Annotated in this window: 22 protein-coding genes; 16 read left to right on the top strand and 6 right to left on the bottom strand. The window is 63.9% G+C overall.

Annotated elements, in window-relative coordinates:
* Window positions 1-11 precede the first annotated feature (11 nt).
* The 8 genes from O0882_RS15175 to O0882_RS15140 are packed head-to-tail and all read left to right on the top strand — an operon-like array spanning window position 12 to window position 6,843.
* Window positions 12-704, top strand: coding sequence for an amino acid ABC transporter permease (locus O0882_RS15175; protein ID WP_071076791.1), 693 nt, complete (start codon window positions 12-14; stop codon window positions 702-704).
* Between the two features lies 1 nt (window position 705).
* Window positions 706-1,356 (top strand): amino acid ABC transporter permease, encoded by a 651-nt coding sequence (locus O0882_RS15170; RefSeq protein WP_289949237.1) that lies wholly within the window; start codon window positions 706-708, stop codon window positions 1,354-1,356.
* Window positions 1,343-2,077, top strand: coding sequence for an amino acid ABC transporter ATP-binding protein (locus O0882_RS15165; protein WP_034755389.1), 735 nt, complete (start codon window positions 1,343-1,345; stop codon window positions 2,075-2,077). Before O0882_RS15170 ends, O0882_RS15165 begins: the two co-directional genes overlap by 14 nt.
* On the top strand, window positions 2,074-2,820 hold the full coding sequence (locus O0882_RS15160; protein WP_289949236.1) for a TIM barrel protein: 747 nt from the start codon (window positions 2,074-2,076) through the stop codon (window positions 2,818-2,820). Before O0882_RS15165 ends, O0882_RS15160 begins: the two co-directional genes overlap by 4 nt.
* The gene (locus O0882_RS15155; RefSeq protein WP_289949235.1) at window positions 2,817-3,791 is read left to right on the top strand and encodes a sugar kinase; all 975 of its coding nucleotides are present in this window, start codon (window positions 2,817-2,819) and stop codon (window positions 3,789-3,791) included. The genes O0882_RS15160 and O0882_RS15155 overlap by 4 nt, the downstream gene beginning before the upstream one ends.
* Before the next feature lie 20 nt (window positions 3,792-3,811).
* Window positions 3,812-4,771: a D-glycerate dehydrogenase gene (locus O0882_RS15150; protein ID WP_289949234.1), complete on the top strand. Its 960-nt coding sequence runs from the start codon at window positions 3,812-3,814 to the stop codon at window positions 4,769-4,771.
* A 35-nt stretch (window positions 4,772-4,806) separates the two neighbouring features.
* Window positions 4,807-5,829, top strand: a complete 1,023-nt coding sequence (locus O0882_RS15145; protein ID WP_289949233.1) for a porin — start codon at window positions 4,807-4,809, stop codon at window positions 5,827-5,829.
* Between the two features lie 12 nt (window positions 5,830-5,841).
* Complete coding sequence (locus O0882_RS15140) at window positions 5,842-6,843, top strand: Gfo/Idh/MocA family oxidoreductase (protein WP_289949232.1); 1,002 nt, start codon at window positions 5,842-5,844, stop codon at window positions 6,841-6,843.
* Window positions 6,844-6,915: 72 nt separating this feature from the next.
* Here the strand turns inward: O0882_RS15140 and lysS are convergent, their stop codons facing one another.
* The 4 genes from lysS to O0882_RS15120 all read right to left on the bottom strand — a co-directional run bounded on the left by lysS (window position 6,916) and on the right by O0882_RS15120 (window position 10,377).
* The gene (gene lysS / locus O0882_RS15135) at window positions 6,916-8,445 is read right to left on the bottom strand and encodes a lysine--tRNA ligase (protein ID WP_289949231.1); all 1,530 of its coding nucleotides are present in this window, start codon (window positions 8,443-8,445) and stop codon (window positions 6,916-6,918) included.
* Window positions 8,446-8,463: 18 nt separating this feature from the next.
* Window positions 8,464-9,162, bottom strand: coding sequence for an HAD family phosphatase (locus O0882_RS15130; protein ID WP_289949230.1), 699 nt, complete (start codon window positions 9,160-9,162; stop codon window positions 8,464-8,466).
* Window positions 9,162-10,266, bottom strand: a protein-coding gene (gene prfB, locus O0882_RS15125; protein ID WP_289949229.1) for a peptide chain release factor 2 whose coding sequence is annotated in 2 segments (ribosomal slippage) — window positions 9,162-10,184 and window positions 10,186-10,266 — 1,104 coding nt in all. Because the reading frame shifts where the segments join, the coding sequence is not laid out codon by codon here. The genes O0882_RS15130 and prfB overlap by 1 nt, the downstream gene beginning before the upstream one ends.
* Window positions 10,183-10,377 carry a hypothetical protein gene (locus O0882_RS15120; protein ID WP_289949866.1) on the bottom strand — a complete coding sequence of 65 codons (195 nt, stop codon included), beginning with the start codon at window positions 10,375-10,377 and terminating at the stop codon, window positions 10,183-10,185. Before O0882_RS15120 ends, prfB begins: the two co-directional genes overlap by 84 nt.
* Before the next feature lie 181 nt (window positions 10,378-10,558).
* Between O0882_RS15120 and O0882_RS15115 the strand changes: the two genes are divergently transcribed.
* Together O0882_RS15115 and O0882_RS15110 are read left to right on the top strand one after the other, a co-directional pair.
* Window positions 10,559-12,502 carry a bifunctional 2',3'-cyclic-nucleotide 2'-phosphodiesterase/3'-nucleotidase gene (locus O0882_RS15115; protein WP_289949826.1) on the top strand — a complete coding sequence of 648 codons (1,944 nt, stop codon included), beginning with the start codon at window positions 10,559-10,561 and terminating at the stop codon, window positions 12,500-12,502.
* Window positions 12,499-12,987: a hypothetical protein gene (locus tag O0882_RS15110; RefSeq protein ID WP_289949228.1), complete on the top strand. Its 489-nt coding sequence runs from the start codon at window positions 12,499-12,501 to the stop codon at window positions 12,985-12,987. The genes O0882_RS15115 and O0882_RS15110 overlap by 4 nt, the downstream gene beginning before the upstream one ends.
* A 1-nt stretch (window position 12,988) precedes the next feature.
* Here O0882_RS15110 and O0882_RS15105 read toward each other — a convergent pair whose 3' ends face one another.
* On the bottom strand, window positions 12,989-13,402 hold the full coding sequence (locus O0882_RS15105) for a hypothetical protein (protein WP_289949227.1): 414 nt from the start codon (window positions 13,400-13,402) through the stop codon (window positions 12,989-12,991).
* 24 nt (window positions 13,403-13,426) lie between these two features.
* A complete protein-coding gene (locus O0882_RS15100; protein WP_289949226.1) occupies window positions 13,427-14,335 on the bottom strand; it encodes a hypothetical protein in 909 nt (302 codons plus the stop codon).
* 376 nt (window positions 14,336-14,711) lie between these two features.
* Here O0882_RS15100 and O0882_RS15095 point away from each other — a divergent pair, with 376 nt between their 5' ends.
* From O0882_RS15095 to O0882_RS15070, 6 genes are all read left to right on the top strand, one after another.
* Window positions 14,712-15,869: an ABC transporter substrate-binding protein gene (locus tag O0882_RS15095; RefSeq protein WP_096235813.1), complete on the top strand. Its 1,158-nt coding sequence runs from the start codon at window positions 14,712-14,714 to the stop codon at window positions 15,867-15,869.
* A gap of 93 nt (window positions 15,870-15,962) precedes the next feature.
* Window positions 15,963-16,853: a branched-chain amino acid ABC transporter permease gene (locus O0882_RS15090; protein WP_100873371.1), complete on the top strand. Its 891-nt coding sequence runs from the start codon at window positions 15,963-15,965 to the stop codon at window positions 16,851-16,853.
* A 7-nt stretch (window positions 16,854-16,860) separates the two neighbouring features.
* Window positions 16,861-18,804 carry a branched-chain amino acid ABC transporter ATP-binding protein/permease gene (locus O0882_RS15085; protein WP_289949225.1) on the top strand — a complete coding sequence of 648 codons (1,944 nt, stop codon included), beginning with the start codon at window positions 16,861-16,863 and terminating at the stop codon, window positions 18,802-18,804.
* 10 nt (window positions 18,805-18,814) lie between these two features.
* A complete protein-coding gene (locus O0882_RS15080) occupies window positions 18,815-19,537 on the top strand; it encodes an ABC transporter ATP-binding protein (protein ID WP_289949224.1) in 723 nt (240 codons plus the stop codon).
* 524 nt (window positions 19,538-20,061) lie between these two features.
* On the top strand, window positions 20,062-21,720 hold the full coding sequence (locus O0882_RS15075; RefSeq protein WP_289949223.1) for a ShlB/FhaC/HecB family hemolysin secretion/activation protein: 1,659 nt from the start codon (window positions 20,062-20,064) through the stop codon (window positions 21,718-21,720).
* Between the two features lie 33 nt (window positions 21,721-21,753).
* Window positions 21,754-22,296: filamentous hemagglutinin N-terminal domain-containing protein (locus O0882_RS15070; protein ID WP_289949222.1), on the top strand; the 543-nt coding region annotated here is incomplete at its 3' end.

Here is a 22,296-nt window from a genome sequence, read left to right as displayed (position 1 = left end):
AGGAGTTGAGTATGCCGTATGAATTTCATTTCGAACTCGTCATGCAATCGCTGGACCGCTTGTTGTGGGGCGCGGCACTGACGATACGCCTGAGCGCCCTGGCGATGGTGCTGGGACTGGCGGTGGGCGTGTGCGCCGCCGTCATCCTGAAGAATGGTCCCGCCTATGCCCGTGCTTTGGTGCGCGCGTATGTCGAGGTGATCCGCAGCACGCCGTTCCTGGTGCAGCTGTTCATCATTTACTTCGGCTTGCCGTCGCTGGGCTTGCAACTGGACGCGAACGGTGCCGCGCTCGTCGCCATGACGGTCAACCTGGGCGCCTATGCGGCGGAAATCGTGCGCGCCGGTATCGGCGCCGTGCATCCCTCGCAGCTGGAGGCGGCGCAGGCGCTGGGCATGACGCGCTGGCAAGTGATGCGCCATGTTGTGCTGCTGCCGGCGCTGGAAAAAGTGTATCCGGCGCTGGCCAGCCAGTTCACCTTGATGATGCTCGCCTCGAGCGTGGTGTCGGCCATTTCCGCCGAAGAGCTGACCGCCGCCGCCCACCTGCTCGACTCGGAAACCTTCCGCAGCTTCGAGATCTACATCGTCGTGATGGTGCTGTACATCCTGCTGGCCCTGCTGTTCCGCTTCAGCTTCTGGGTGTTGGGCCAGATCGTCTTCAAACGCCGCCGCCGTCTGGGCGCGGTGCGCATGGGAGCATGACATGATCAGTGACTTTTCCTGGGATAACCTGCAATTTCTGCTCGAGGCCACGCGCTGGACCATCGGCCTGTCGCTGATCGTCTTCATCACGGGCGGCATCGCCGGCTTCGCGGTGGCGCTGCTGCGCACGGCGCGCAGCCCGTTCCTGCGTTGCATCAGCGCCCTGTACATCCAGCTGGTCCAGGGCACGCCCGTGCTGATCGTGCTGTTTTTGACCTATTACGGCCTGGCTCTCTTTGGCTACAAGCTGTCGCCGATCATCGCGGCCGGCGCGGCGATGACGATCTTTGCCAGCGCCTACCTGGGCGAGATCTGGCGCGGCTGCATCGAAGGCGTGCAGCGGCAGCAGTGGGAAGCATCGGCCGCGCTGGCGCTGAACCGCTACCAGCAGCTGCGCTACGTCATCCTGCCGCAGGCGCTGCGCCATTCGCTGCCGCCGACGGTGGGCTTCATGGTGCAGATCATCAAGAATACCTCGATCACCTCGATCATCGGCGTGGTGGAACTGACGCGCGCAGGGCAACTGGTCAGCAACGCGACCTTCCTGCCTTTCATCGTCTTCCCCGTCGTCGCCCTGATCTACTTCGCGATGTGCTATCCGCTGTCGCGCTACAGCCATTCACTGGAAAGGAAATTCCATGCCCATCGTTGAAATCGACAATATCAGCAAGAGCTTCGGCGCCAATCACGTGCTCAAGGGCGTGTCATTCGCCGTCGAGCGGGGCCAGGTGATCGCCGTGATCGGCCGCAGCGGTTCCGGCAAGAGCACCATGCTGCGCTGTATCAACGGCCTGGAAACCATCGACAGCGGCAGCATCGTCGTGGCCGGCCATACGCTGACGGCACGCCAGGAGCATCTGCTCGACTTGCGCAAGGATGTCGGCATGGTCTTCCAGAGCTACAACCTGTTCCCCCACCTGACGGTGGAAGAAAATGTCATGCTGGCGCCGCGCATCGTCAAGAAGGTGCCCGATGCGCAAGGCCGCGCCACGGCGCTGCGCGTGCTCAAGCAGGTGGGCCTGGACCACAAGCGCGAGGCCTATCCCGAGCAGCTGTCGGGCGGCCAGCAGCAGCGCGTGGCGATCGCCCGTTCGCTGGCGATGGAACCGCAGGTGATGCTGTTCGACGAAGTGACGTCGGCGCTCGACCCGGAACTGACGCAGGAAGTGCTGAAGGTGATGGAAGAGCTGGCGCAGGCGGGCATGACGATGCTGCTGGTGACGCACGAGATGGAGTTCGCGCGGCGCATGGCCGACGTCACCGTCTTCATGCACCAGGGATTGGTGTGGGAGAGCGGGCCGTCGGAAGCCTTCTTCAGCAACCCGCAAACGCCTGAAGCGCGCCAGTTCGTCGGCGCGGGAGCGATCAAATGAGCCCCGTCCTGGTGGCGGCGTCGGCTTATGGCGCAAGCAGGGTCAGGCAGCTGGGGCAAAGCCATTTCATCGACGTGGTGGCCGATGCGGGCGGCGCCGGCATCGAGATCCGCCGTGAACTGTTCACTTCCGACTTGCCGGACCTGGCGCGCATGGGCGCGGCGGTGGCCGCGCGCGGCCTGTATTCCGTGTATTCCACGCCCATCGAATTGTGGGACGCGGACGGGCTGCTGCGGCACGAGCTGCTGCAGCAGATGCTGGACGAGGCGGCGCGCCTGGGGGCGCGTTACCTGAAGGTGTCGCTGGGCCACTACCCGGCCGCGCCGGACTTGCCGGCCTTGAAGGCCCGGCTGGTGGCGGCGCCCGTGGCGCTGCTGGTGGAAAACGACCAGACGGCCCATGGCGGCGCGCTGGCGGCGATGGCGCGCTTCCTGGCGGCGGCGCGCGAAGCCGGGCTGCCGGTGGGGTTGACGTTCGATATCGGCAACTGGCGCTGGGTGGGCGAGGATGCGCAGCTGGCGGCGCGCCTGCTGGCGCCGTACGTGCGCTATGTGCACTGCAAGGCCGTCCTGGAGGACGGGGGGCGGCTGTCCGCCTGCGCCGTCTCCGATGCCGATCCGGCCTGGCGCGCCGTCTTCGCGCATTTCGCGCCTGGCGTGCAGCGGGCCATCGAATTCCCGCTGGAGGGCGCCGACCTGGTGGCCGAAACGGGCCGCTACATCCAGATGCTGGAGGCCGCATGAGGGAACAAGAACTGACGCAAGGAGCGCACGCGCTCGACGTCGTCACCTACGGCGAAGCGATGGCGATGTTCGTTGCCGAGGAAACGGGCGACCTGGCGGCCGTGGCGCACTTCACGCGCCGCCTGGCCGGCGCCGAGACGAACGTCGCCATCGGCCTGGCGCGCCTGGGCTTGCGCGTCGGCTGGCTGAGCCGGGTGGGCGATGATTCCTTCGGCCGCTTCATCCGCGCCAGCGTGCAGGCCGAGGGCGTCGATTGCAGCCGGGTCGTCACCGTCGCCGGCCAGACCAGCGCCTTCCAGCTCAAGGCCCGGGCCGAGAACGGCGCCGACCCGATGGTCGAATACTTTCGCAAGGGTTCCGCCGCCAGCCGGCTGGCGCCCGAGCACTTCGACCCCGCCTATTTCCTGTCGGCGCGCCACCTGCACGCCACGGGCGTGGCGGCGGCGCTGTCCGCCACCAGCCTGGCGTTCGCCGGCCAGGCCATCGACTTCATGCGCGAGCATGGCCGCACGGTGTCGTTCGACCCGAACCTGCGGCCCACGCTGTGGCCGTCGCAAGCCGTCATGGTCGAACAGGTCAACCGCCTCGCCTGCAAGGCGGACTGGGTGCTGCCTGGCCTGGGCGAAGGAAAAATCCTCACCGGCCACGACCTGCCGCACGACATCGCCGGCCATTATTTGCAGCAGGGCGTGCGGCTGGTGGTCATCAAGCTGGGCGCCGACGGCGCCTATTACCGCACGGCCGAGGGCGACAGCGGCATGGTGCCGGGCGAGCGCGTGGCCAATGTGGTCGACACGGTGGGCGCCGGCGACGGCTTCGCGGCTGGCCTGGTCAGCGCCTTGCTGGAAGGCTTGCCGCTGGCGCAGGCGGTAGGGCGCGCCAACCGGGTCGGCGCCTTCGCCATCCAGGTGGCCGGCGACATGGAAGGCTTGCCGACCCGCGCCCAGCTCGACGCGCTGGTCCAATCTTGAATCGAACAGGGGAAACACTCGTGAAAAAACATGTGGTTGTATATAAAAAACTGGCCGAGCCGCTGCTGGCGCGCCTGCGCGCCGAATGCGAGGTGACGTACTTCGAGGCGATCGATGCGGGTAATCGGGCCGCGTTCGCCGACGCCATCCGCAGCGCGCATGGCTTGCTGGGTGCCAGCGTGCGCCTGGACCGCGAATTGCTGGACCCGGCCTTTGACCTGCGCATCATTTCCACCATATCGGTGGGCGTCGACCAGTTCGACGTCGATTACCTGCGCGAACGGGGCATCTTGCTGGCCAATACGCCCGACGTGCTGACGGAAACGACGGCCGACACGATTTTCGCGCTGATCCTGGCCAGCGCGCGGCGCGTCGTCGAACTGGCCGAATTCGTCAAGGCGGGAAGCTGGACGCGCAGCGTGGGCGAAAGCCAGTATGGCGTCAACGTGCACGGCAAAACCATCGGCATGCTGGGCATGGGCCGCATCGGCCGCGCCGTCGCCCGCCGCGCGGCGCTCGGTTTCGGCATGCAGGTGCTGTACGTGAATGGCGAAGCGGTGCCCGAGGTGGAGACGGCGCTGGGCGCGCGCCAGGTGGCGTTCGACGACTTGCTGGCCGGCTCCGATTTCGTCTGCGTGGTGCTGCCGCTGACGGCGCAGACGGAACGCATGATGGGCCGGCGCGAGTTCGCGCTGATGCGCCCCGGCGCCATCTTCATCAACGGTTCGCGCGGGCGCATCGTCGACGAGGCGGCGCTGATCGAGGCGCTGCAGCAGGGCACCATCCACGGCGCCGGTCTCGACGTGTTCGAGCGCGAACCGCTGGCGCCGGACAATCCGCTGCCGCGCATGGCCAATGTGGTGGCGCTGCCGCACATCGGCTCGGCCACGCACGAAACGCGCTACGCCATGGCGCAGCAGGCGGTGGACAACCTGCTGGCCGGCCTGCGCGGCGAGCGTCCGCGCCACCTGGTGAGCTAAGCGCAGTTTCCATCAAAAGACAGACAGGGCAAGACATGAAGAACAAGGTAGTAGGAGCAATGATCATCGGCGCGGGCGCCTGCGGCGGCCTGTGTAGCGCGCAGTCGAACGTGGCCATGTACGGCATCATGGATCTGGGCGTGGTGTCCGAAAGCGGCGGCCCCGGCGGCCGGGTGCTCAAGGTGACCAGCGGCATCGCCAACGGCTCAAGGCTCGGTTTCAAGGGCAGCGAAGACCTGGGCGGCGGCATGACGGCGATCTTTACGATGGATGCGGGCATCCTGGCCGACACGGGCGCTTCGGCCCAGGGCGGCCTGCTGTTCGGGCGCCAGGCATTCGTCGGCCTCGCCGGCGCGGCGGGCACCTTGCGCCTGGGCCGCCAGTACACCTTCATCGATAGCAGCCTGGGCGCGCTGGACCCGTTCTACCTGGGTTTTGCTGGCAGGATGAGCAACGTCTTCACGGCCGGCTACATCAGCCGGGTCGACAACAGCATCACCTACAGCTCGCCCGTGCGCGGCGGCCTTTCCGGCGAACTGGCGTACGGCTTCGGCGAAGTGCCCGGCGACGCTTCGGCCAGGCGCTACATGGGCGCGGCGGCCACCTATGCCAGCGGGCCGCTGTACCTGCGCATGGCGCACCAGGACGCCAACACACTGTCAACCGCGCTGGTGGCGGGAACGGCGAGGAACACGGTGCTGGGCGCCACCTGGGACTTCGGCGTGGTCAAGGCGCATGGCGCCGTCGCCATCAGCAAGAGCACGGCGGGCGCCGCCACCACGGTCGACAGCGCGGACCTGATGCTGGGCGCCACCGTGCCTTTTGGCCCGCACCGCGTGTTGTTCTCGTACGTGCGCCGCGACGACCGGCGCGCCGCCAACGGCGACGCTTCGCAGATCGGCATCGGCTACACGTATGCGCTGTCGAAGCGCAGCACCTTGTATGCGGCCTACGCGCATATCGACAACCGCAACGGTGCCGCCTACCTCGTGGGCAACGCCACCGACAACGGCACCGGCAACCAGGCCTGGAACCTGGGCCTGCGCCACACTTTTTAACTGGAGAATCGAATGAAGAAGATCGGATGGATTTTGGTTGGCGCCAGCACCGTGGCGCGCGAATGGATGGTCGACGCGATCGGCCAGCAGGGCGATGCGGAAGTGCTGGCCGTGGTCAGCCGGGACGCCGCGCGCGGCGCCGCCTTTGCCGAGCAGTTCGGCATAGCCGCCAGTTATACCGACCTCGATGCGGCGCTGGCCCATCCGGGCGCGGATGCCGTGTACATCAGCACCACCAACGAATGGCACATGGCGCAGACCTTGCAGGCGGCGCGCGCCGGCAAGCACGTGCTGTGCGAAAAGCCGCTGGCGCTGAACCTGGAGGACGCCCGCCGCATGGTCGATGGCTGCGCCGAAGCGGGCGTGGTGCTGGGGATTAACCACCACCTGCGCAACGCCGCCACGCACGGCAAGGTGCGCGAGCTGATACGCGCGGGCGAGATCGGCCAGCCCCTGTATTGCCGCGTGCTGCACGCGAACAACCTGCCGCAGCACCTGCGCGGCTGGCGCCTGGATGCGCCGGAGTCGGGCGGCGTCACGCTCGACATGTTCGTGCACGACGTCGACACCCTGCGCTTCCTGCTCGATGCGGAACCGCGCCACGTCACAGCCTGCGCCACCAGCGGCGGCATGACGGTGGCCGGGCTGGAGGAGGGCCTGATGGCCGTCATCGAGTTCGACAACGGCACCCTGGTGCAGGTGCACGACGCATACAACGCGCCGCATTCGCTGTCCGGCGTGGAAATCATCGGCACCAAAGGCACCATATTCGCCACCGGCGTGATGACGCAGCGCCCCGTCGGCAGCATCAGCCTGACGCGCGACGGCGGCAGCATCGACATCCCCGTCGAGCATGAAAACCTGTACGTGCGCTCGGTGCGTGCCTTCCAGCGCGCCATGCGCGGCGAAGGGCAGCCGGCCGCCACCGGCGGCGACGGCATGCGCGCGCTGGCCACGGCACTGGCGGCGCAGCAGGCCAGCCGCAGCCACCAGCGCGTGACCCTGGCCGGCTGATCGCAGTCCGCACAAGTAAAAAAGCCGCCTGATCTTGCGATCAGGCGGCTTTTTATTGGCTTGCGTCCGGGATTAGTCTTCGCGGCGCAAGTGAGGGAACAGCAGGACGTCGCGGATGTTCGGCGAATCCGTGATGATCATCATCAGGCGGTCGATGCCGATGCCGCAGCCGCCGGCTGGCGGCATGCCGTATTCCAGCGCGCGGATGTAGTCGGCGTCGTAGAACATCGCCTCTTCATCGCCGGCGTCCTTGGCGGCGACTTGTGCCAGGAAGCGGGCCGACTGGTCTTCCGCGTCGTTCAACTCGGAGAAACCGTTGGCGATCTCGCGGCCCACCATGAACAATTCAAAGCGTTCGGTGATGCCGGCCACCGTGTCGGAAGCGCGTGCCAGTGGCGACACTTCGACAGGGTAGTCGATGATGTAGGTCGGTTCCCACAGCTGCGCTTCTGCCGTCTCTTCGAACAGCGCCAGTTGCAGCGCGCCCAGGCCGGCCGTGGCGAACGGCTTGACGCCGAATTTCTTCAGCTCTTCCTTGATGAATTCCGCATCGTTCAACTGCTCCGGCGTGTAGCCCGGCGCGTATTTGTTGATCGCTTCGACGATGGTCAGGCGGTGGAACGGTTTTGCCAGATCGAGTTCGCGGCCGCCGTAGGTCAGGGTGGCGGTGCCGTGCGCGTCGATGGCGGCCTGGCGGATGACGGCTTCGGTAAAATCCATCAGCCATTTGTAGTCGGTGTAGGCCGCGTAGAATTCCATCATCGTAAATTCCGGGTTGTGACGGATCGACACGCCTTCGTTGCGGAAGTTGCGGTTGATTTCGAACACTCGGTCGAAGCCGCCCACGACCAGGCGCTTCAGGTACAGCTCGGGCGCGATACGCAGGAACATCTGCATGTCCAGCGCATTGTGGTGCGTGATGAATGGCTTGGCCGCCGCGCCGCCAGGGATCGTGTGCAGCATCGGCGTTTCCACTTCCATGAACTCGTTCTTTTCCATGAAGCGGCGGATCGACGAGATGGCGGCGGTACGCGCCTTGAAGGTGCGGCGCGTCTCTTCGTTCATGATCAGGTCGACGTAGCGCTGGCGGTACTTCGTTTCCTGATCGGCCAGGCCGTGGAATTTGTCCGGCAGCGGGCGCAGCGACTTGGTGATCAAACGCAGTTCGGTGACCTTGATGGTCAGTTCGTCCGTCTTGGTCTTGAACAGCGTGCCCGTCACGCCCAGGATGTCGCCCAGGTCATAGTGGTGCAGGGCGGCCATGGCCGCTTCGCCGGTGAGGTCCAGGGTGGCGTAGATCTGGATGCGGCCGTCGGCTTTCGGGCCGGAAGCGTCTTGCAGGGTGGCGAAAGCGGCTTTCTTGCCCGCTTCGCGCTTGAGCATCATGCGGCCGGCCAGCACCACGGTGACAGGTTCGGCTTCCAGCTCTTCGCGCGTCTTGCTGCCGTATTGCGCGTGCAGATCGGCCGCCTTGTGCTCGGGGCGGAAATCGTTCGGGAAGGCGATGCCTTGTTCGCGCAGTGCGGCCAGCTTGACGCGGCGCTCGGCGATGATCTTGTTTTCATCGGGGGCGGCGGCTTGTTCTTGGATATCCGTAGTCATGGTGTTCTTCGTTGGGGATTATTGATGATGTGGTGCCAGCGCTGGCGCCACGCTGGCAAACAGTGCGTCGACGTCGAGTGCGGAGAAATCCGGCACGATGGCAATCACGTTGTCGAAGGCGGCAAACGCTTCGGCCGGCAAGGTGGTGGTGAGCACCACGACGCGCATGCCGGCACGGCGCGCCGCTTCCACGCCCAGGGGCGCGTCTTCAAAGACGATGCAGTTGTGCGGCAGCGCGCCGGCCAGCAGCGCGCCTTTCAGGAAAACGTCCGGGTGCGGCTTGCCCCGTTCCACGTCGGCGGCACCGACGATGGCGTCGAAGCGGTGCCGCAGGTCCAGGCCGTCCAAGGTGAACGCGATGTTCTCGTCCGGCGCGGCCGTGCCCACCACCAGCCCGACGCCAGCCTGGCGCGCGCTGGTGATCAGCCGGTCGAAGCCAAGCACAGTGGCCAGGTGCGGGCCATACAGTTCGCGGTAGACGACTTCCTTTTCAGCCAGCAGGGTGACGTGGTCGGCGTCCGCGCCCAGGTATTGGGCGATGATTTCGTGTCCCTGCCGTCCTGCCGTGTCGCGGAAAAAGGCATCCGCATCCAGCGCATGGCCGTGGCGTTCAAAGAACGCCAGCCACGATGTCGTGTGGAAAGCCATGTTGTCGACGATCGTGCCATCCATGTCGAACAGGAAGGCGCGCTGCGCCAGCGCCGGAGTAGAAGTCATTACACGCCTTGCTTGAGCGATGCGGAAATGAACTCGTCGATGTCGCCATCGAGCACGCCCTTGGTATTGCCCGTCTCGAAACCGGTGCGCAAGTCCTTGATGCGGGACTGGTCCAGCACGTAGGAGCGGATCTGGTGGCCCCAGCCCACGTCCGTTTTCGAGTCTTCCAGCTTTTGCTGCTCGCTCATGCGCTTGCGCAGTTCATGCTCGTACAGCTTGGCTTTCAGCATTTCCATCGCTTCGGCGCGGTTGCGGTGCTGCGAACGGTCGTTCTGGCACTGCACCACGATGCCGGTCGGCGCATGGGTCATGCGGACGGCGGAGTCGGTCTTGTTGATGTGCTGACCACCGGCGCCCGACGCGCGGTAGGTATCGACGCGGATATCGGCCGGATTGACGTCGATCTCGATCGAATCGTCGACTTCGGGATACACGAACAGCGACGTAAACGACGTATGGCGGCCGTTGGCCGAGTCGAACGGCGACTTGCGCACCAGGCGGTGCACGCCCGTTTCCGTGCGCAGGAAGCCGTAGGCGTGATCGCCCTCGACCTTCAGGGTGGCCGTCTTGATGCCGGCGACCTCGCCATCGGACTGCTCCAGGATCTCGACCTTGAAGCCTTTGCGTTCGCAATAGCGCAGGTACTGGCGCAGCAGCATCGAAGCCCAGTCCTGGGCTTCCGTACCGCCGGCGCCGGCCTGGATGTCGATGAAGCAGTTGTTCGGGTCCATCGGATTGTTGAACATCCGGCGAAATTCCATGCTTTCGATGACCTTGCGGATTTCCTGCACATCCTGCTCGATTGCTTCCAGCGTCTCGTCGTCGCCTTCTTCGCGCGCCATGTCGAACAGGTCGCGGGTGTCGCGCAGGTCGGCATCGGCACGGGTCAGCGTGAAGACGATCGCTTCCAGCGCCTTCTTCTCTTTACCGAGGTCCTGGGCGCGCTTGGGATCGTTCCAGACGGTCGGATCTTCCAGCTCTTCGTTGACTTGCTCTAGTTTCTCCGACTTGACAGTGAAGTCAAAGATACCTCCGAAGTTCGGCTTCGCGGACCGTCAGGTCGTTCAGCAGGGCGGAGATGATATTGATGCGTTCGGCTTCCATAATGTTCTGGTCTTCTATGGTGAAATCAAACCTTGAATTATACGCGAGCGCGGCCGGTTTCCGCTGCCGCTGCGGCGCAATTGCTGTTGCACAAGGCAATAAAATCGTCATTTTGCTGCATTTGCGACAATATTTTTGCCTTGAAGATGGCTGGCGTGCTGCGTATGATGCTGGCGATATTGTCTTTCCACAGGAATACATCATGCTTCAACTTCCCCGTCTTGCCCTGTTACCGCTGCTACTGGCCGGCTGCGGCGCCTTGTCGCCCGCCGCCCACGAACCGGTCCGCGTGATGGCCGCGATGCCAGCGGGCAGCACGGCCACCCTGGCCCTGCTGGAGACGACGGACTTGCACGCGAATGTGCTCAGTTATGATTACTACAAGCTGCAGGCGGAACCGTCGATTGGCCTGGAACGCACGGCAGCGCTGATCGCCCAGGCGCGCGCGCAATTTCCGAACAACCTGTTGCTCGATAACGGCGACACCATCCAGGGCACGGCGCTGGCCGACTACCAGGCATTGGTAAAACCGCTGGCCTGCGACCAGACCCTGGCCATCTACAAGGCCATGAATCTGCTGAAGGTCGATGGCGGCGGCATCGGCAACCATGAATTCAACTACGGCCTGGCGTTCCTGAGCCAGGTGACGGGCAATCAATTCGACGTCGACAGCGTCGATGCCGGCAAACCGCGCTGCGCTGGCCCCGCGTTTCCGCAAGTGCTGGCCAACGTCTACAGCGTCAGGACGGGCAAGCCCCTGTTTGCGCCGTACCACATCATCGACAAGCAGATCACGGCGACCGGCCCCGATGGCAAACCGGTGATCAGCAGCGTGAAGGTGGGCATCATCAGCTTTGCGCCGCCCACCATCATGGCCTGGGACAAGCGCTGGCTGGAAGGCCGCGTCTACACGCAGGGCGTGCGCGAGACGGCGGAAAAATTCATCCCCGAGATGCGCGCCAGGGGCGCCGAGCTGGTGGTAGCCATTTCGCACGGCGGCCTCGATGACAGCCCGTACTCGCCCACCATGGAAAACGGCAATTACTACCTGTCCCAAGTGCCGGGCGTGGATGCCATGCTGATCGGCCACTCGCATCAGCTATTCCCGAACGCGGCCAGCACGGTGCCGCAGTTTAATCTGCCCGGCGTCGACAAGGTCAAGGGATTGGTCAACGGCGTGCCTACCGTGATGGCCAATTTGTGGGGCAAGCACCTGGGCGTGATCGGCTTGCACCTGCGCCACGACGGCAAGCAGTGGGTCGTCGACAAGAGCGCCACCACGGTGGAAGCGCGCGGCATCCAGAACGCGGATAAAAGCTATGTGGAGCCCGATGCGGCCATCGCCAAACTGGTGGCGGAAGAGCACGCAGCCACCATTGCCTACGTGCAGACGCCCGTCGGCGCCACGGACTTCCGCCTGTCGACGTATTTCGCCGACGTGGGCGACGTCAGCGCCATCGAAGTGGTGAACCAGGCGCAAGCGGGCTACCTGGCCGCGTATGTCAAGGCGAACCTGCCGCAGTACGCGCACTTGCCCGTGCTGTCGATGTCGTCGCCGTTCAAGAGCGGCTCGGCCGGTGTATCCGACTACACGGATGTCAAGGCGGGCAATGTGGCGCTGAACAACGCGGCCGACCTGTATTTATATCCGAACGCGCTGTACGGCGTGAAGATGAATGGCGCGGAACTGAAAGCCTGGCTGGAACAGTCGGCACGACGCTTCAATACCATCGATCCGCACAAGGCCGAGCCACAGGAACTGGTCAACACGGCCCACCCCAGCTACAACTTCGACGTCATCACCAGCAAGGATGTGAAGTACGAAATCGACATCACGCAGCCGCCGGGCCAGCGCATCAAGGCGCTGACCTACCAGGGCAAGCCGATGGATTCTAGCCAGGAATTCCTCATCGCGACAAATAACTACCGCGCCAGCGGCGGTGGCAATTTCCCTGGCCTCGACGGCAGCAAGACGGTGGTAGCCTCGCCCGACAATAACCGCGAACTCTTGATTGCCTACGTCACGCAGCAGAAAAACCTGACGCGGGCGAAAAAAGGTTCGGCGCGCAGCTGGCGCTTCGCCAAGGCCGCCACGAAAGGCCCGGTGGTGTTCCACTCGGCGCCGAACGTGATCGACCTGGCCAAGGCGGCCGGCATCACCAATGTGACGCAGCTGAAGCTTGAGGATGGCGCGGGCAAGGGCTTTGCGCTGTACCAAGTCGACCTGTCGAAATGATGCTGGCAAACTTGCTGCTGGCCGCCGCGCTGGCCTCGCCCGTTGTGCCTGCGCCCGACGTCACGGCCCAGGCCAAGACCCTGATGCGCGCGGGAGAAGCGTCCCAGCCGCAGGCGCGCGCGCTGTTCGCACAGGCGGCGGGGCAGGGCAGCGGTCCCGCAGCGTACTACCTGGGCCTGATGCTGAAAAACGGCATGGGCGGGCCGCAGGACAGCGCCGCCGCGCTGCGCTGGCTGGAGCTGGCCGCGCAGCGCCAGGTGGCGCCGGCCATGTTCATCGTGGCGAACCTGCTGCAGGACAGTGACGAGGAAAAGGCGCGCTATTGGCTTGATGCGGCCTGCGACCTTGGCTACCCGGAAGCGCTGCAGCAGAAATCCGTGGCCCTGAGCGAAGGGCAGATGGGCTATGCGCACAACGAGGAGCAGGGCAACCTGTACCTGAAGATGGCCACGCACGCCATGGGCCATCGCCCGCCCGAACCCTGAATCAGGCCGGTGCTTCCTTCTTCGGCTTGGCTCGCAAGCTGGCCGCCGCCTCGCCGATGGCGAACGGGTCGCGCGACAGGATGGCCGCGCCCAGGTCGACCAGCCTGGCCGCCGCGGCGATGGCTGCCTTGACGTCGGCGATGCGCTTGAGCTGCAGTTTTCCCTTCGCGATGGCGCCCTCGATATCGCCGCGCGCCTGCTCGGCGCCTTCGGCCGTCAGGTAAATGCCATACGCGCGGAACAGGGCCACCATCTGGTCCAGGTGGTTTTCATATTGTTCCAGCATTGCGCGCTTGTCCGGCGCCAGCGCCTCGCGTTCGCGGATGCGCAATTCCAGCACCAGGCTTGACGCTTGCGCCAGGCTGTCGGCGATGGCGTAGCTTTGGTCTTTCGTCAGTTCGGTCAGTGGGGCCATGGGATACTCCAGTGTGCGCGCCGCTTACCAGCGGGCGGGACCATAGAAAACAGCCTGTTTTTGCAGCGTGGCGACGTCGCGTGAAAATTGCGCCAGCTGCCGCTCCAGTTCGGGCGCCTGCAGGCGATCGAGATTGGCCCGCAGCGCGGCTACGCTGGCTTGCAGGGCGTCGACGGCGGCGACATACGCGGCGACGATCTTTTCCCTTTCCTGCAATTGCCGCCCTTCCAGGTGCAGACGCGTGCGGATGTAGTTGGCGGCCAGCGGTTCGCGCGGCGCGGCCTTGTCGACGGCGCCGCGCAGCAGGTCCAGGTCGCGCAATTCATCCTGCAAGCCGGCGCGGTAGCTGCGCTGGGCATACTCCTTGAGCGCATTGCTGACGATATCGACGGCTTCCTGCTCGTCGAGCAATTCGCGCAAGGCCGATTTCTGTACGCGCTGCGTGGCCAGGCGGCTCAGGTGTTCGCTCAATTTGACGACCTTGGACAGCTTGTTCGCATCGAGCAGGGGCGCGCCGGTGCCCGGCTGTGCCAGGCCGCCCAGCGCATCGCCGAGTCCGCCAAGCTCTTCCTTGTAGACGGGCAGCTTGTCATCGGCCAGCGCCGCCATGGTGTGGGCGTAGCGCAGCAGGACATCGTTCAGGCTGGCGACCGACACGCTGGCTTGCGCGATCGCGGCGCAATCGGCGCGCGCCGCCTGTTCACTGGCTTGCGCATCGAAACGCTCGGCCAGGATCAAACGCTTGCGCATGGCATTGTCCATGCAGCTGTGGACGCCGCCCGCCAGCATGGGTTCGAAGTGCTGCGACATCTTTTGCGTTTGCTCGGCAAAGGTGCGTACGGGTGCCAGCTTGCTGGCACAGCCGCCCAGCAGCAAGCTGGCGGTGGCGTAAAGAAGCAGGGTGGAAACGGATGAGTTCTGCGGGCGCTGCATATGGCCTCCATGCGGTAGCAGTGGCTGATTGGACCGGCGCGCATGCGCTGGCATGGCCGACCTTAGCATGCTGGACAGTGCCAATATTGCGCCAGATCAGCGGCTTGGTGAATCGCCGAGCTCGCCTATTTTCCTGGCGTGTTTTTCCACGGATTGTTACCCGATGGCGCAAGTGCGCCAATTTGCGTCATATTTTCCTTACAAAAGACTGACATCGGGCCAGCAATTCGGTCTTTTCTGCATGTTGCGATGCGTCATATGTAGTTGTTGCTGGTGCATGTTTACTCACCTACAATGATTTATCGATGGGGCGGTTATCCAGCGTACGACAATAAAAATAAGTGGCATTAAAAACGTTGTAACAGAGGAGATGACAATGAATTTGAAACAGAAATTGCTCGTGGCAAGTTTGGTTTTGGGTTTCTCGCAGGCGGCAGTCGCAGCCGACCCCATCAAGATCGGCGTGTCCGGTCCGTTCACGGGCGGCTCCGCGCCGATGGGCGTGTCGATGCGCGACGGCGTCAAGCTGGCCGTCGCTGAAATCAATGCCAAGGGCGGCGTACTGGGCCGTTCCCTGCTGCTGATCGAGCGCGACGACGAAGCGAAGAACGAACGGGGCGTGCAAATCGCCCAGGAGCTGATCAACAAGGAAAAAGTCGCCGCCACCGTCGGCTACATCAACACGGGCGTGGCCCTGGCCTCGCAGCGCTTCTACCAGGAAGCCAAGATTCCCGTCATGAACAATGTGGCGACGGGATCCATCGTCACCAAGCAGTTCGCCGACCAGCCGGAAAACTATATCTTCCGCAACGCGGCCAATGACACCATCCAGTCCGGCATGATCGTGCATGAGGCCATCGAGAACCGCAAGTTCAAGAAAGTGGCGATCCTGGCCGACTCGACCAACTATGGCCAGCTGGGCCGCGAAGACCTGGAAAAGGCGCTGGAAAAGAAAGGCGTCAAGCCCGTCGCCATTGAGAAATACAATATCAAGGACGTCGACATGACAGCCCAGCTGCTGAAAGCCAAGCAGGCTGGCGCGGAAGTGGTGCTGACCTACGGCATCGGCCCGGAACTGGCGCAGATCGCCAACGGCATGGAAAAATTGGGCTGGAAAGTGCCGCTGATCGGCAGCTGGACTCTGGCCATGGGTAACTTCATCGACAACGCCGGCAAGAACGGCAACGGCACGCGCATGCCGCAAACCTTCATCCAGGATGCCAGCACACCGAAGCGCAAGGCCTTCATCGACGCCTATGTGGCTGCCTACAAGCCATCGGGCGGCCGCATGCCGTCGGCCGTCTCGGCTGCGCAAGGCTACGATTCCATCTACCTGCTGGCCGCGGCCTTCAAACAGGCGGGCGGCACGGATGGCCCGAAAGTGCGCGCCGCGCTGGAAAACCTGACTGACAAGGTGGAAGGCGCCGTGACGACCTACAACAAGCCGTTCAGCAAAACCAACCATGAAGCGATCACGGCCGAGCTGACCGTGTTTGGCGAAGTCAAGGACGGCAAGGTCGTCCTCGCCAAATAAGTCCGGCTAATTCCAAGTATCTAGCCGCGCAATGGCCAGCCTTGAGGAATCAGGACTGGCCATTTTTTCATCTTTCGTCTTCCGGGGAATACCATGGAAATCTTCCTGCAGCTTGTCTTCAGCGGCGTCGCGCTGGGCATGATCTACGCCGTCATCGCCTTCGGCTACCAGCTGACCTTCGCCACTTCCGGCACCCTCAATTTCGGCCAGGGCGAGTCCCTGATGCTGGGCGCGCTGGTGGGCCTCTCCCTGGTGGGCACCATCCATGGCGGCCCTTACATGAGCTATTTGCTGATGGTCCCCATCGTCATCGCCTTCGGCGCCTTGCAGGGCGTGTTCGTCGAATGGATAGGCGTGCGGCCCGCCATCAAGATCAAGTCCGAATTCGGCTGGATCATGTCGACCATCGCGCTGGCCATCATCTTTAAAAACGTGGCGGAAAACATCTGGGGCAAGGACGACCTGACCTTCCCGTCGCCGCTCTCGGCCGCGCCGTTCAAGGTGCTGGGCGCGAACGTGCAGCCGATGCAGGTGGCCGTCATCGTCGGCGCGCTGGCCATCATGCTGGCCGTCGAGCTGTTCAACCGCAAGTCGATCTACGGCAAGGCCGTGGTGGCGACGGCAAACGACCGCGACGCGGCCGGTTTGATGGGTATCAACACGGGCATGGTGATCACCTTTTCGTATGCGCTGTCGTCGGCCACGGCCGCTTTCGCGGGCGTGCTGGTGGCGCCTTTGACCTTGACCGGTGCCACCATGGGCGCCTCACTGGGCTTGAAGGCGTTCGCGGTGGCCATCATCGGCGGGTTGACCTCGGGCGTGGGCGCCATCGTCGGCGGCCTGATCCTGGGCATCGCGGAGACCACCACCGGCTATTACATTTCCACCGGTTACAAGGAAGTGCCAGGCCTGCTGCTCTTGCTGCTGGTGCTGGCCGTCAAGCCGTCCGGCCTGTTCGGCAAAGCCGCGATCAAGAAAGTCTGAGGATCACATGAACAAGAAATTCACCATGCTGGCGCTCTGCGCGGCGGGCCTGGCCGCGCTCGTGCTGTTCCCGATTGTCATCCCGAATCCGTATTACATCCACCTGGCCGAGACCATCCTGATCTACGCCATCCTGCTGTTCGGCCTCGACATCGTCGTCGGCTACACGGGGCAGGTGTCGCTGGGCCACGCAGGCCTGTTCGGCATCGGCTCGTATGCCACGGGCGTGCTGGTGTTCAAGCTGGGCCTGTCGTTCTGGCTGGCCATCCCCGCCAGCATCTTGGGCGCGGCCCTGTTTGGCGCCATCCTGGCCTTGCCGGCCCTGCGCGTGACGGGGCCGTACCTGGCCATGGTGACCCTGGCTTTCGGCACCATCATACAAATCCTGATCAATGAAATGAGCTTCCTGACGGAAGGGCCGATGGGCATCAAGATCCACAAGCCCGTCCTGTTCGGCCACAGATTGAGCGAGGTGGAGTACTACTACATGGTCGCCGCGCTGATGGTGATCTCGCTGGTGGTCGTGCACCGCATCCTGAAGTCGAACCTGGGGCGGGCGTTTGAAGCATTGCGCGACAGCCCCATCGCCTCGGACTGCATGGGCGTGTCCGTGTATCGCTATAAAGTGTATGCGTTTGTCATCAGCGCCGGCTTCGCGGGCCTGGCCGGCAGCCTGTATGCGTATTCGGAAGAATATATCTCGCCCAATACCTACAACTTCGAGCTGACCATTCTGTTCCTGCTGGCCGTCATCATGGGCGGGCGCAAGACGCGCTCGGGCGCCTTGCTCGGCGCCCTGATCGTCGTCATGCTGCCCAGCCTGCTGGCGGACATCGAGTTGTTCCGCAAGATCGCCGTGGCTGCCGCCGTGCTGGGCGTGATCGGTTCCGCCTTCATGCTGGCCAAGAAGCGCTCCACCGTGCGCGGCGTGCTCGTGCCGCTGGTCGCCACCATCGGCCTGGCCGCGTATTCCTATAAGCTGGACAATATGATCGACTGGCGCCTGACCATCTTCGGCCTGATGACCTTGTTTGTCGTCTACTACCTGCAGGACGGCATCGTCGGCTTCCTGATGAGTTTTGTGGGCAAGGGCCGGCGCCATGTGCAGGCGGTCGCCTCGCACGGCGTGGCGCCTTTTGACCACGCCCAGGGTGGACAGCGCGGCGAAACGCTGCTGCGCGTGGACCAGGCGCTGATGCAGTTCGGTGGCCTGAAAGCGCTGAACCAGGTGGACTTGAACGTCACACAGGGCTCCGTGCACGGCTTGATCGGGCCGAACGGCTCGGGCAAGAGCACGATGATGAATGTGCTGACGGGCATCTACAAGCCGACGGCGGGCAAGGTCGAATTTGCCGGCGCCGTCATTTCCGGCCGCACGCCGTCCGAAATCGCCCTGGGCGGCGTGGCGCGCACCTTCCAGAACGTGCAGCTGTTCGGCGAGATGACGGCCACCGAAAACGTGCTGGTGGGCTTGCACAACACCTTCAAGTCGAACATGCTGGACGTGATGCTGCATACGCCGCGCTACAAGCGCGAAGAGCGCCTGGCGCGCGAGCGGGCCGCCAGCATCCTCGAATTCGTCGGCCTGGCCGACCTGGCCAACGAAGAGGCGCGCAATCTGCCGTATGGCAAGCAGCGGCTGCTGGAAATCGGCCGCGCGCTGGGCCTCAATCCGCGTTTGCTGCTGCTCGACGAACCGGCGGCGGGCCTGACGGCGCCCGACATCAAGGAGCTGATGGCCATCATCCGCAAGATCCGCGACCACGGCATCACCATCATCCTGATCGAACACCACATGGACGTGGTGATGGCCCTGTCGGACGTGGTGACGGTGCTGGACTTCGGCCAGAAGATCGCCGAAGGCGCACCCGCGCTTGTCCAGAGCGATCCGAAAGTGATCGAAGCCTACCTGGGCGGCAGCGCCGACACCCTGAGCCCCGCGGCGCACTGAGAGGAAGACCATGCTGACCATTCATAATCTGCACGCCGCCTACGGCAAAGTCGAAGTCCTGCACGGCATTTCGCTTGAAGTCCCGAAGGGCAAGCTGGTGACCCTGATCGGCTCGAACGGCGCCGGCAAGACCACCACCATGCGCGCCATTTCCGGCATGCTCAAACCCAAGTCCGGTACCGTCACCCTGGGCGGCAAGGACGTCACGGGGCTCGACTCGCACAAGATCGCGCGCGCCGGCCTGGCCCATTCGCCGGAAGGCCGGCGCGTGTTTTCCTCCATGTCGGTGACGGACAACCTGCTGCTGGGCGCCTTTCCCCGCTTTACGCGCGCGCGCCCGAAAGGCGATATCAAGGGCGACCTGGACAAGGCGCTGGAACTGTTCCCCCGTCTGAAGGAGCGGCGCGACCAGCTGGCCGGCACCTTGTCGGGCGGCGAGCAGCAGATGCTGGCCATGGCGCGCGCCGTGATGCTGAACCCGGAAGTGATCCTGCTCGACGAGCCGTCGATGGGCCTGGCGCCCATCCTGGTGGAGGAAGTGTTCCGCATCATCACGCGCCTGAAAGGCGAAGGCGTGACCATGCTGCTGGTGGAGCAATTCGCCGCCGCCGCCCTGAACGTGGCCGATTACGGCTACGTGCTGGAAAACGGCAGCATCTCCGTGCACGGCCCGGCCGAAAGTCTGAAGACCGATCCGAAGGTGATCGCCGCTTATCTGGGGGGAGGGCATTGAGAAGACGTTTGACGCGCGTGCTCCAGCTCCTGCACTGACGATGGTGTCAGTGCAGGAGATACATGGGCAGTGTCAAATCATGGCTTGACGTATTTGCTTCAATCACAGCAGCGGCACGCTCGCGCCGGCCCTGGCTGAGTTCAAACCCGGCGATACCGTCGCCTTCACCGACAAGTACCTGGCGTACGCGTCGGCACCATTATCGGCATGAATACCACAAGCTGCTGCCTGCTGCCTGCTGTGCGATGGCGAGCAGTGGTGCGTGTCGCCGTCAGTGCTGCGGGAAATCATCGATTTAAAACGTAGCGCTTACCGTCAAATCGACCAGAAACTGCTTGATCGACGCGCCGTTTGAGCATTTTGCGCGCCAAACTCGCCAGGAAAGCGAATCGATGCGCACTTTCTCAATATAAAAAATAAAGACGGTCAGGTTGTAAAGCGGAACTGTTACAGTATGGGAACTATTAAATTAATTTTTGGCAACTTTGCCTCCCACCGCTGATTCTGTGATCGAGAGGATTCTTTTGCGCGCCAAACTCCTGCCCCTGACCTTGCTGCTGTTGATCCAGAACGCGTACGCTGTCGATCCCCCCAGCGCAGGCAGCCAGCTGCAGCAGATTCCCGTCGCGCCCCAGTTGCCGAAGGCGGCACCGGCCATCCGCGTGCAGCAGGGCAATGTGCCGGCCACCACGCTGGGCGATACCACGCGCATCACGGTGCAGCGCCTGCAGATCGCGGCGCCGCCCGTCTTTGCCGAGAGCGAACTGATCGCCAGCACGGGTTTCGTGCCGGGTAGCGAGCTGACCCTGGGCGAGCTGCGCGTCATGGCGTCAAAAATTGCCAGCTATTACCAGAACCGTGGCTATTTCCTGGCGCAGGCGTATCTGCCGGCGCAAGACATCCAGGATGGCGTGGTGCAAATCACCGTGCTGCCGGGCCAGTATGGTCAGGTGCAACTGCGCAACCAGAGCAATCTGTCCGACGGCCTGGCCGGCACGATACTGTCCGGTCTCGACGGGCAAGTGATTTCCACGCCGCCGCTGGAGCGGCGCTTGCTGCTGCTGTCGGACTTGCCTGGCGTGCAGGTGAGCTCGACCCTGGCGCCGGGCGCGTCCCTGGGCGCGTCCGACCTCATCGTCGAGGTGCAGCCGGGATCGCGCTTCAACGGCAGCATCGACATCGATAACCAGGGCAACCGCTACACGGGCCGCAACCGCATCGGCGCCACGCTGAACATCAATGAACTGGCCGGCATCGGCGACGTGGCCACCGTGCGCGCGTTTACCTCGGCCGACGGGCTCAATTACGTGCGTGGCGCGTACCAGGGGCAGGCCGGTTTGCTGCGCCTGGGCGGCGCCTATACGTATATGGATTACAAGCTGGGCAAGGAATTTGCCGTGCTCGACGCCAAGGGTACGGCGAAGATCGCCAGCGCCTACGGCAGTTATCCGCTGATCCGCTCGCGCGGCAGCAACCTGTATGCACAGGTCAGCTACGACGACAAGACGTTCCAGGACCGCACGGAATCGACGGGCACGGTCAACGACAAGACGGCCAGGGTGTGGATGCTGAACCTGAACGGCGACGCCAAGGATGGCTGGGGCGGTGGTGGCGTGAGCACCTATTCCATCACTTACACCACGGGCAAGATCGAGATCGAGACGCCGCTGGCACGCCGGATCGATCAGCTGACGGTGAAGAGCAACGGCCACTTCAACAAGCTCGCCTTCAACGCGGCGCGCGTGCAAAGCCTGGGCGGCGAGACGAGCTTGTTCGGCACCGTCAGCGGCCAGGCGGCGTCGAAAAATCTCGACGTCTCTGAAAAGATGGGTATCGGCGGCGTGGGCGGCGTGCGCGCCTATCCGGGCGGCGAGGCGTATGGCGACCAGGGTTACGTGCTGAATCTGGAACTGCGCCAGAACGTCACGGCGTTTACGGCCTTGCCCGGCCAGCTGCAGGTGCTGGCCTTTGCCGACACGGGCAGCGTCAAGCTGAACCGCGACGCCTGGAGCGCCGGCGAGAACCGCCGCACCCTGAGCGGCGCCGGCGTGGGCGTGACGTGGACGGGCGCCAATGCGCTCGTGCTGAAGGCGTATTACGCACACAAACTGGGCAATGCCAAGGCGACCTCGGCACCGGATGCGGCAGGCCGTTTCTGGCTGCAAGCCGTCAAGTATTTCTAAATTAGTACAAGTTAAAAAACTCAGGACACCGCCATGAACCGCATCTACCGCTCCATCTGGAACCAGGCCACCGGCGCGTACGCCGCCGTGTCCGAAAACGTCAAATCCGCCGGCAAGCGCTCGATGCCAGGATGCAGCGGCGGCGGGGCGCATTTCGCCTTGACCAGCATGGCGGCGGCGCTGATGTTGGGCTACGGCAGTCTTGCGCTGGCCGGACCCACGGGCGGCGCGGTGGTGGCGGGCCAGGCAACGATCAATGGCGCGCCGGGCGCCACGGTGATCAGGCAGGGCAGCCAGAACGCCGTCATCAACTGGGCCAACTTCAATATCAACAAGGGCGAGTCGGTGCAATTCGTTCAGCCGAACAGCAATGCGGTAGCCCTGAACCGCGTACTGGGCAGCGACGGCACGACCATCCTCGGCAACTTGTCGGCCAACGGCAAGGTGTTTATCGTCAACCCGAACGGCGTGCTGTTCGGCAAAGGAGCCTCGGTCAACACGGCGGGCCTGGTGGCGTCCACCCTGGACATCAACAACGCCGACTTCATGGCCGGCAAGTACCAATTTAGCGGCAAT

The organism is Janthinobacterium sp. SUN073, assembly GCF_030397665.1.
In the GTDB taxonomy this organism is placed as follows: Bacteria; Pseudomonadota; Gammaproteobacteria; order Burkholderiales; family Burkholderiaceae_D; genus Janthinobacterium.
Note: the sequence above shows the minus strand (reverse complement) of the source record. Positions and strands in the feature narration are given on the sequence as shown.

Bases quoted from the DNA above. Each gene is read 5' to 3' on its own strand.
- O0882_RS15175 (WP_071076791.1), top strand. From the start codon at position 12: ATGCCGTATGAATTTCATTTCGAACTCGTCATGCAATCGCTGGACCGC.
- O0882_RS15170 (WP_289949237.1), top strand. From the start codon at position 706: ATGATCAGTGACTTTTCCTGGGATAACCTGCAATTTCTGCTCGAGGCC.
- O0882_RS15165 (WP_034755389.1), top strand. From the start codon at position 1,343: ATGCCCATCGTTGAAATCGACAATATCAGCAAGAGCTTCGGCGCCAAT.
- O0882_RS15160 (WP_289949236.1), top strand. From the start codon at position 2,074: ATGAGCCCCGTCCTGGTGGCGGCGTCGGCTTATGGCGCAAGCAGGGTC.
- O0882_RS15155 (WP_289949235.1), top strand. From the start codon at position 2,817: ATGAGGGAACAAGAACTGACGCAAGGAGCGCACGCGCTCGACGTCGTC.
- O0882_RS15145 (WP_289949233.1), top strand. From the start codon at position 4,807: ATGAAGAACAAGGTAGTAGGAGCAATGATCATCGGCGCGGGCGCCTGC.
- O0882_RS15140 (WP_289949232.1), top strand. From the start codon at position 5,842: ATGAAGAAGATCGGATGGATTTTGGTTGGCGCCAGCACCGTGGCGCGC.
- lysS (WP_289949231.1), bottom strand. From the start codon at position 8,445: ATGACTACGGATATCCAAGAACAAGCCGCCGCCCCCGATGAAAACAAG.
- O0882_RS15130 (WP_289949230.1), bottom strand. From the start codon at position 9,162: ATGACTTCTACTCCGGCGCTGGCGCAGCGCGCCTTCCTGTTCGACATG.
- O0882_RS15120 (WP_289949866.1), bottom strand. From the start codon at position 10,377: ATGACGATTTTATTGCCTTGTGCAACAGCAATTGCGCCGCAGCGGCAG.
- O0882_RS15115 (WP_289949826.1), top strand. From the start codon at position 10,559: ATGGCCGCGATGCCAGCGGGCAGCACGGCCACCCTGGCCCTGCTGGAG.
- O0882_RS15110 (WP_289949228.1), top strand. From the start codon at position 12,499: ATGATGCTGGCAAACTTGCTGCTGGCCGCCGCGCTGGCCTCGCCCGTT.
- O0882_RS15105 (WP_289949227.1), bottom strand. From the start codon at position 13,402: ATGGCCCCACTGACCGAACTGACGAAAGACCAAAGCTACGCCATCGCC.
- O0882_RS15100 (WP_289949226.1), bottom strand. From the start codon at position 14,335: ATGCAGCGCCCGCAGAACTCATCCGTTTCCACCCTGCTTCTTTACGCC.
- O0882_RS15095 (WP_096235813.1), top strand. From the start codon at position 14,712: ATGAATTTGAAACAGAAATTGCTCGTGGCAAGTTTGGTTTTGGGTTTC.
- O0882_RS15090 (WP_100873371.1), top strand. From the start codon at position 15,963: ATGGAAATCTTCCTGCAGCTTGTCTTCAGCGGCGTCGCGCTGGGCATG.
- O0882_RS15085 (WP_289949225.1), top strand. From the start codon at position 16,861: ATGAACAAGAAATTCACCATGCTGGCGCTCTGCGCGGCGGGCCTGGCC.
- O0882_RS15080 (WP_289949224.1), top strand. From the start codon at position 18,815: ATGCTGACCATTCATAATCTGCACGCCGCCTACGGCAAAGTCGAAGTC.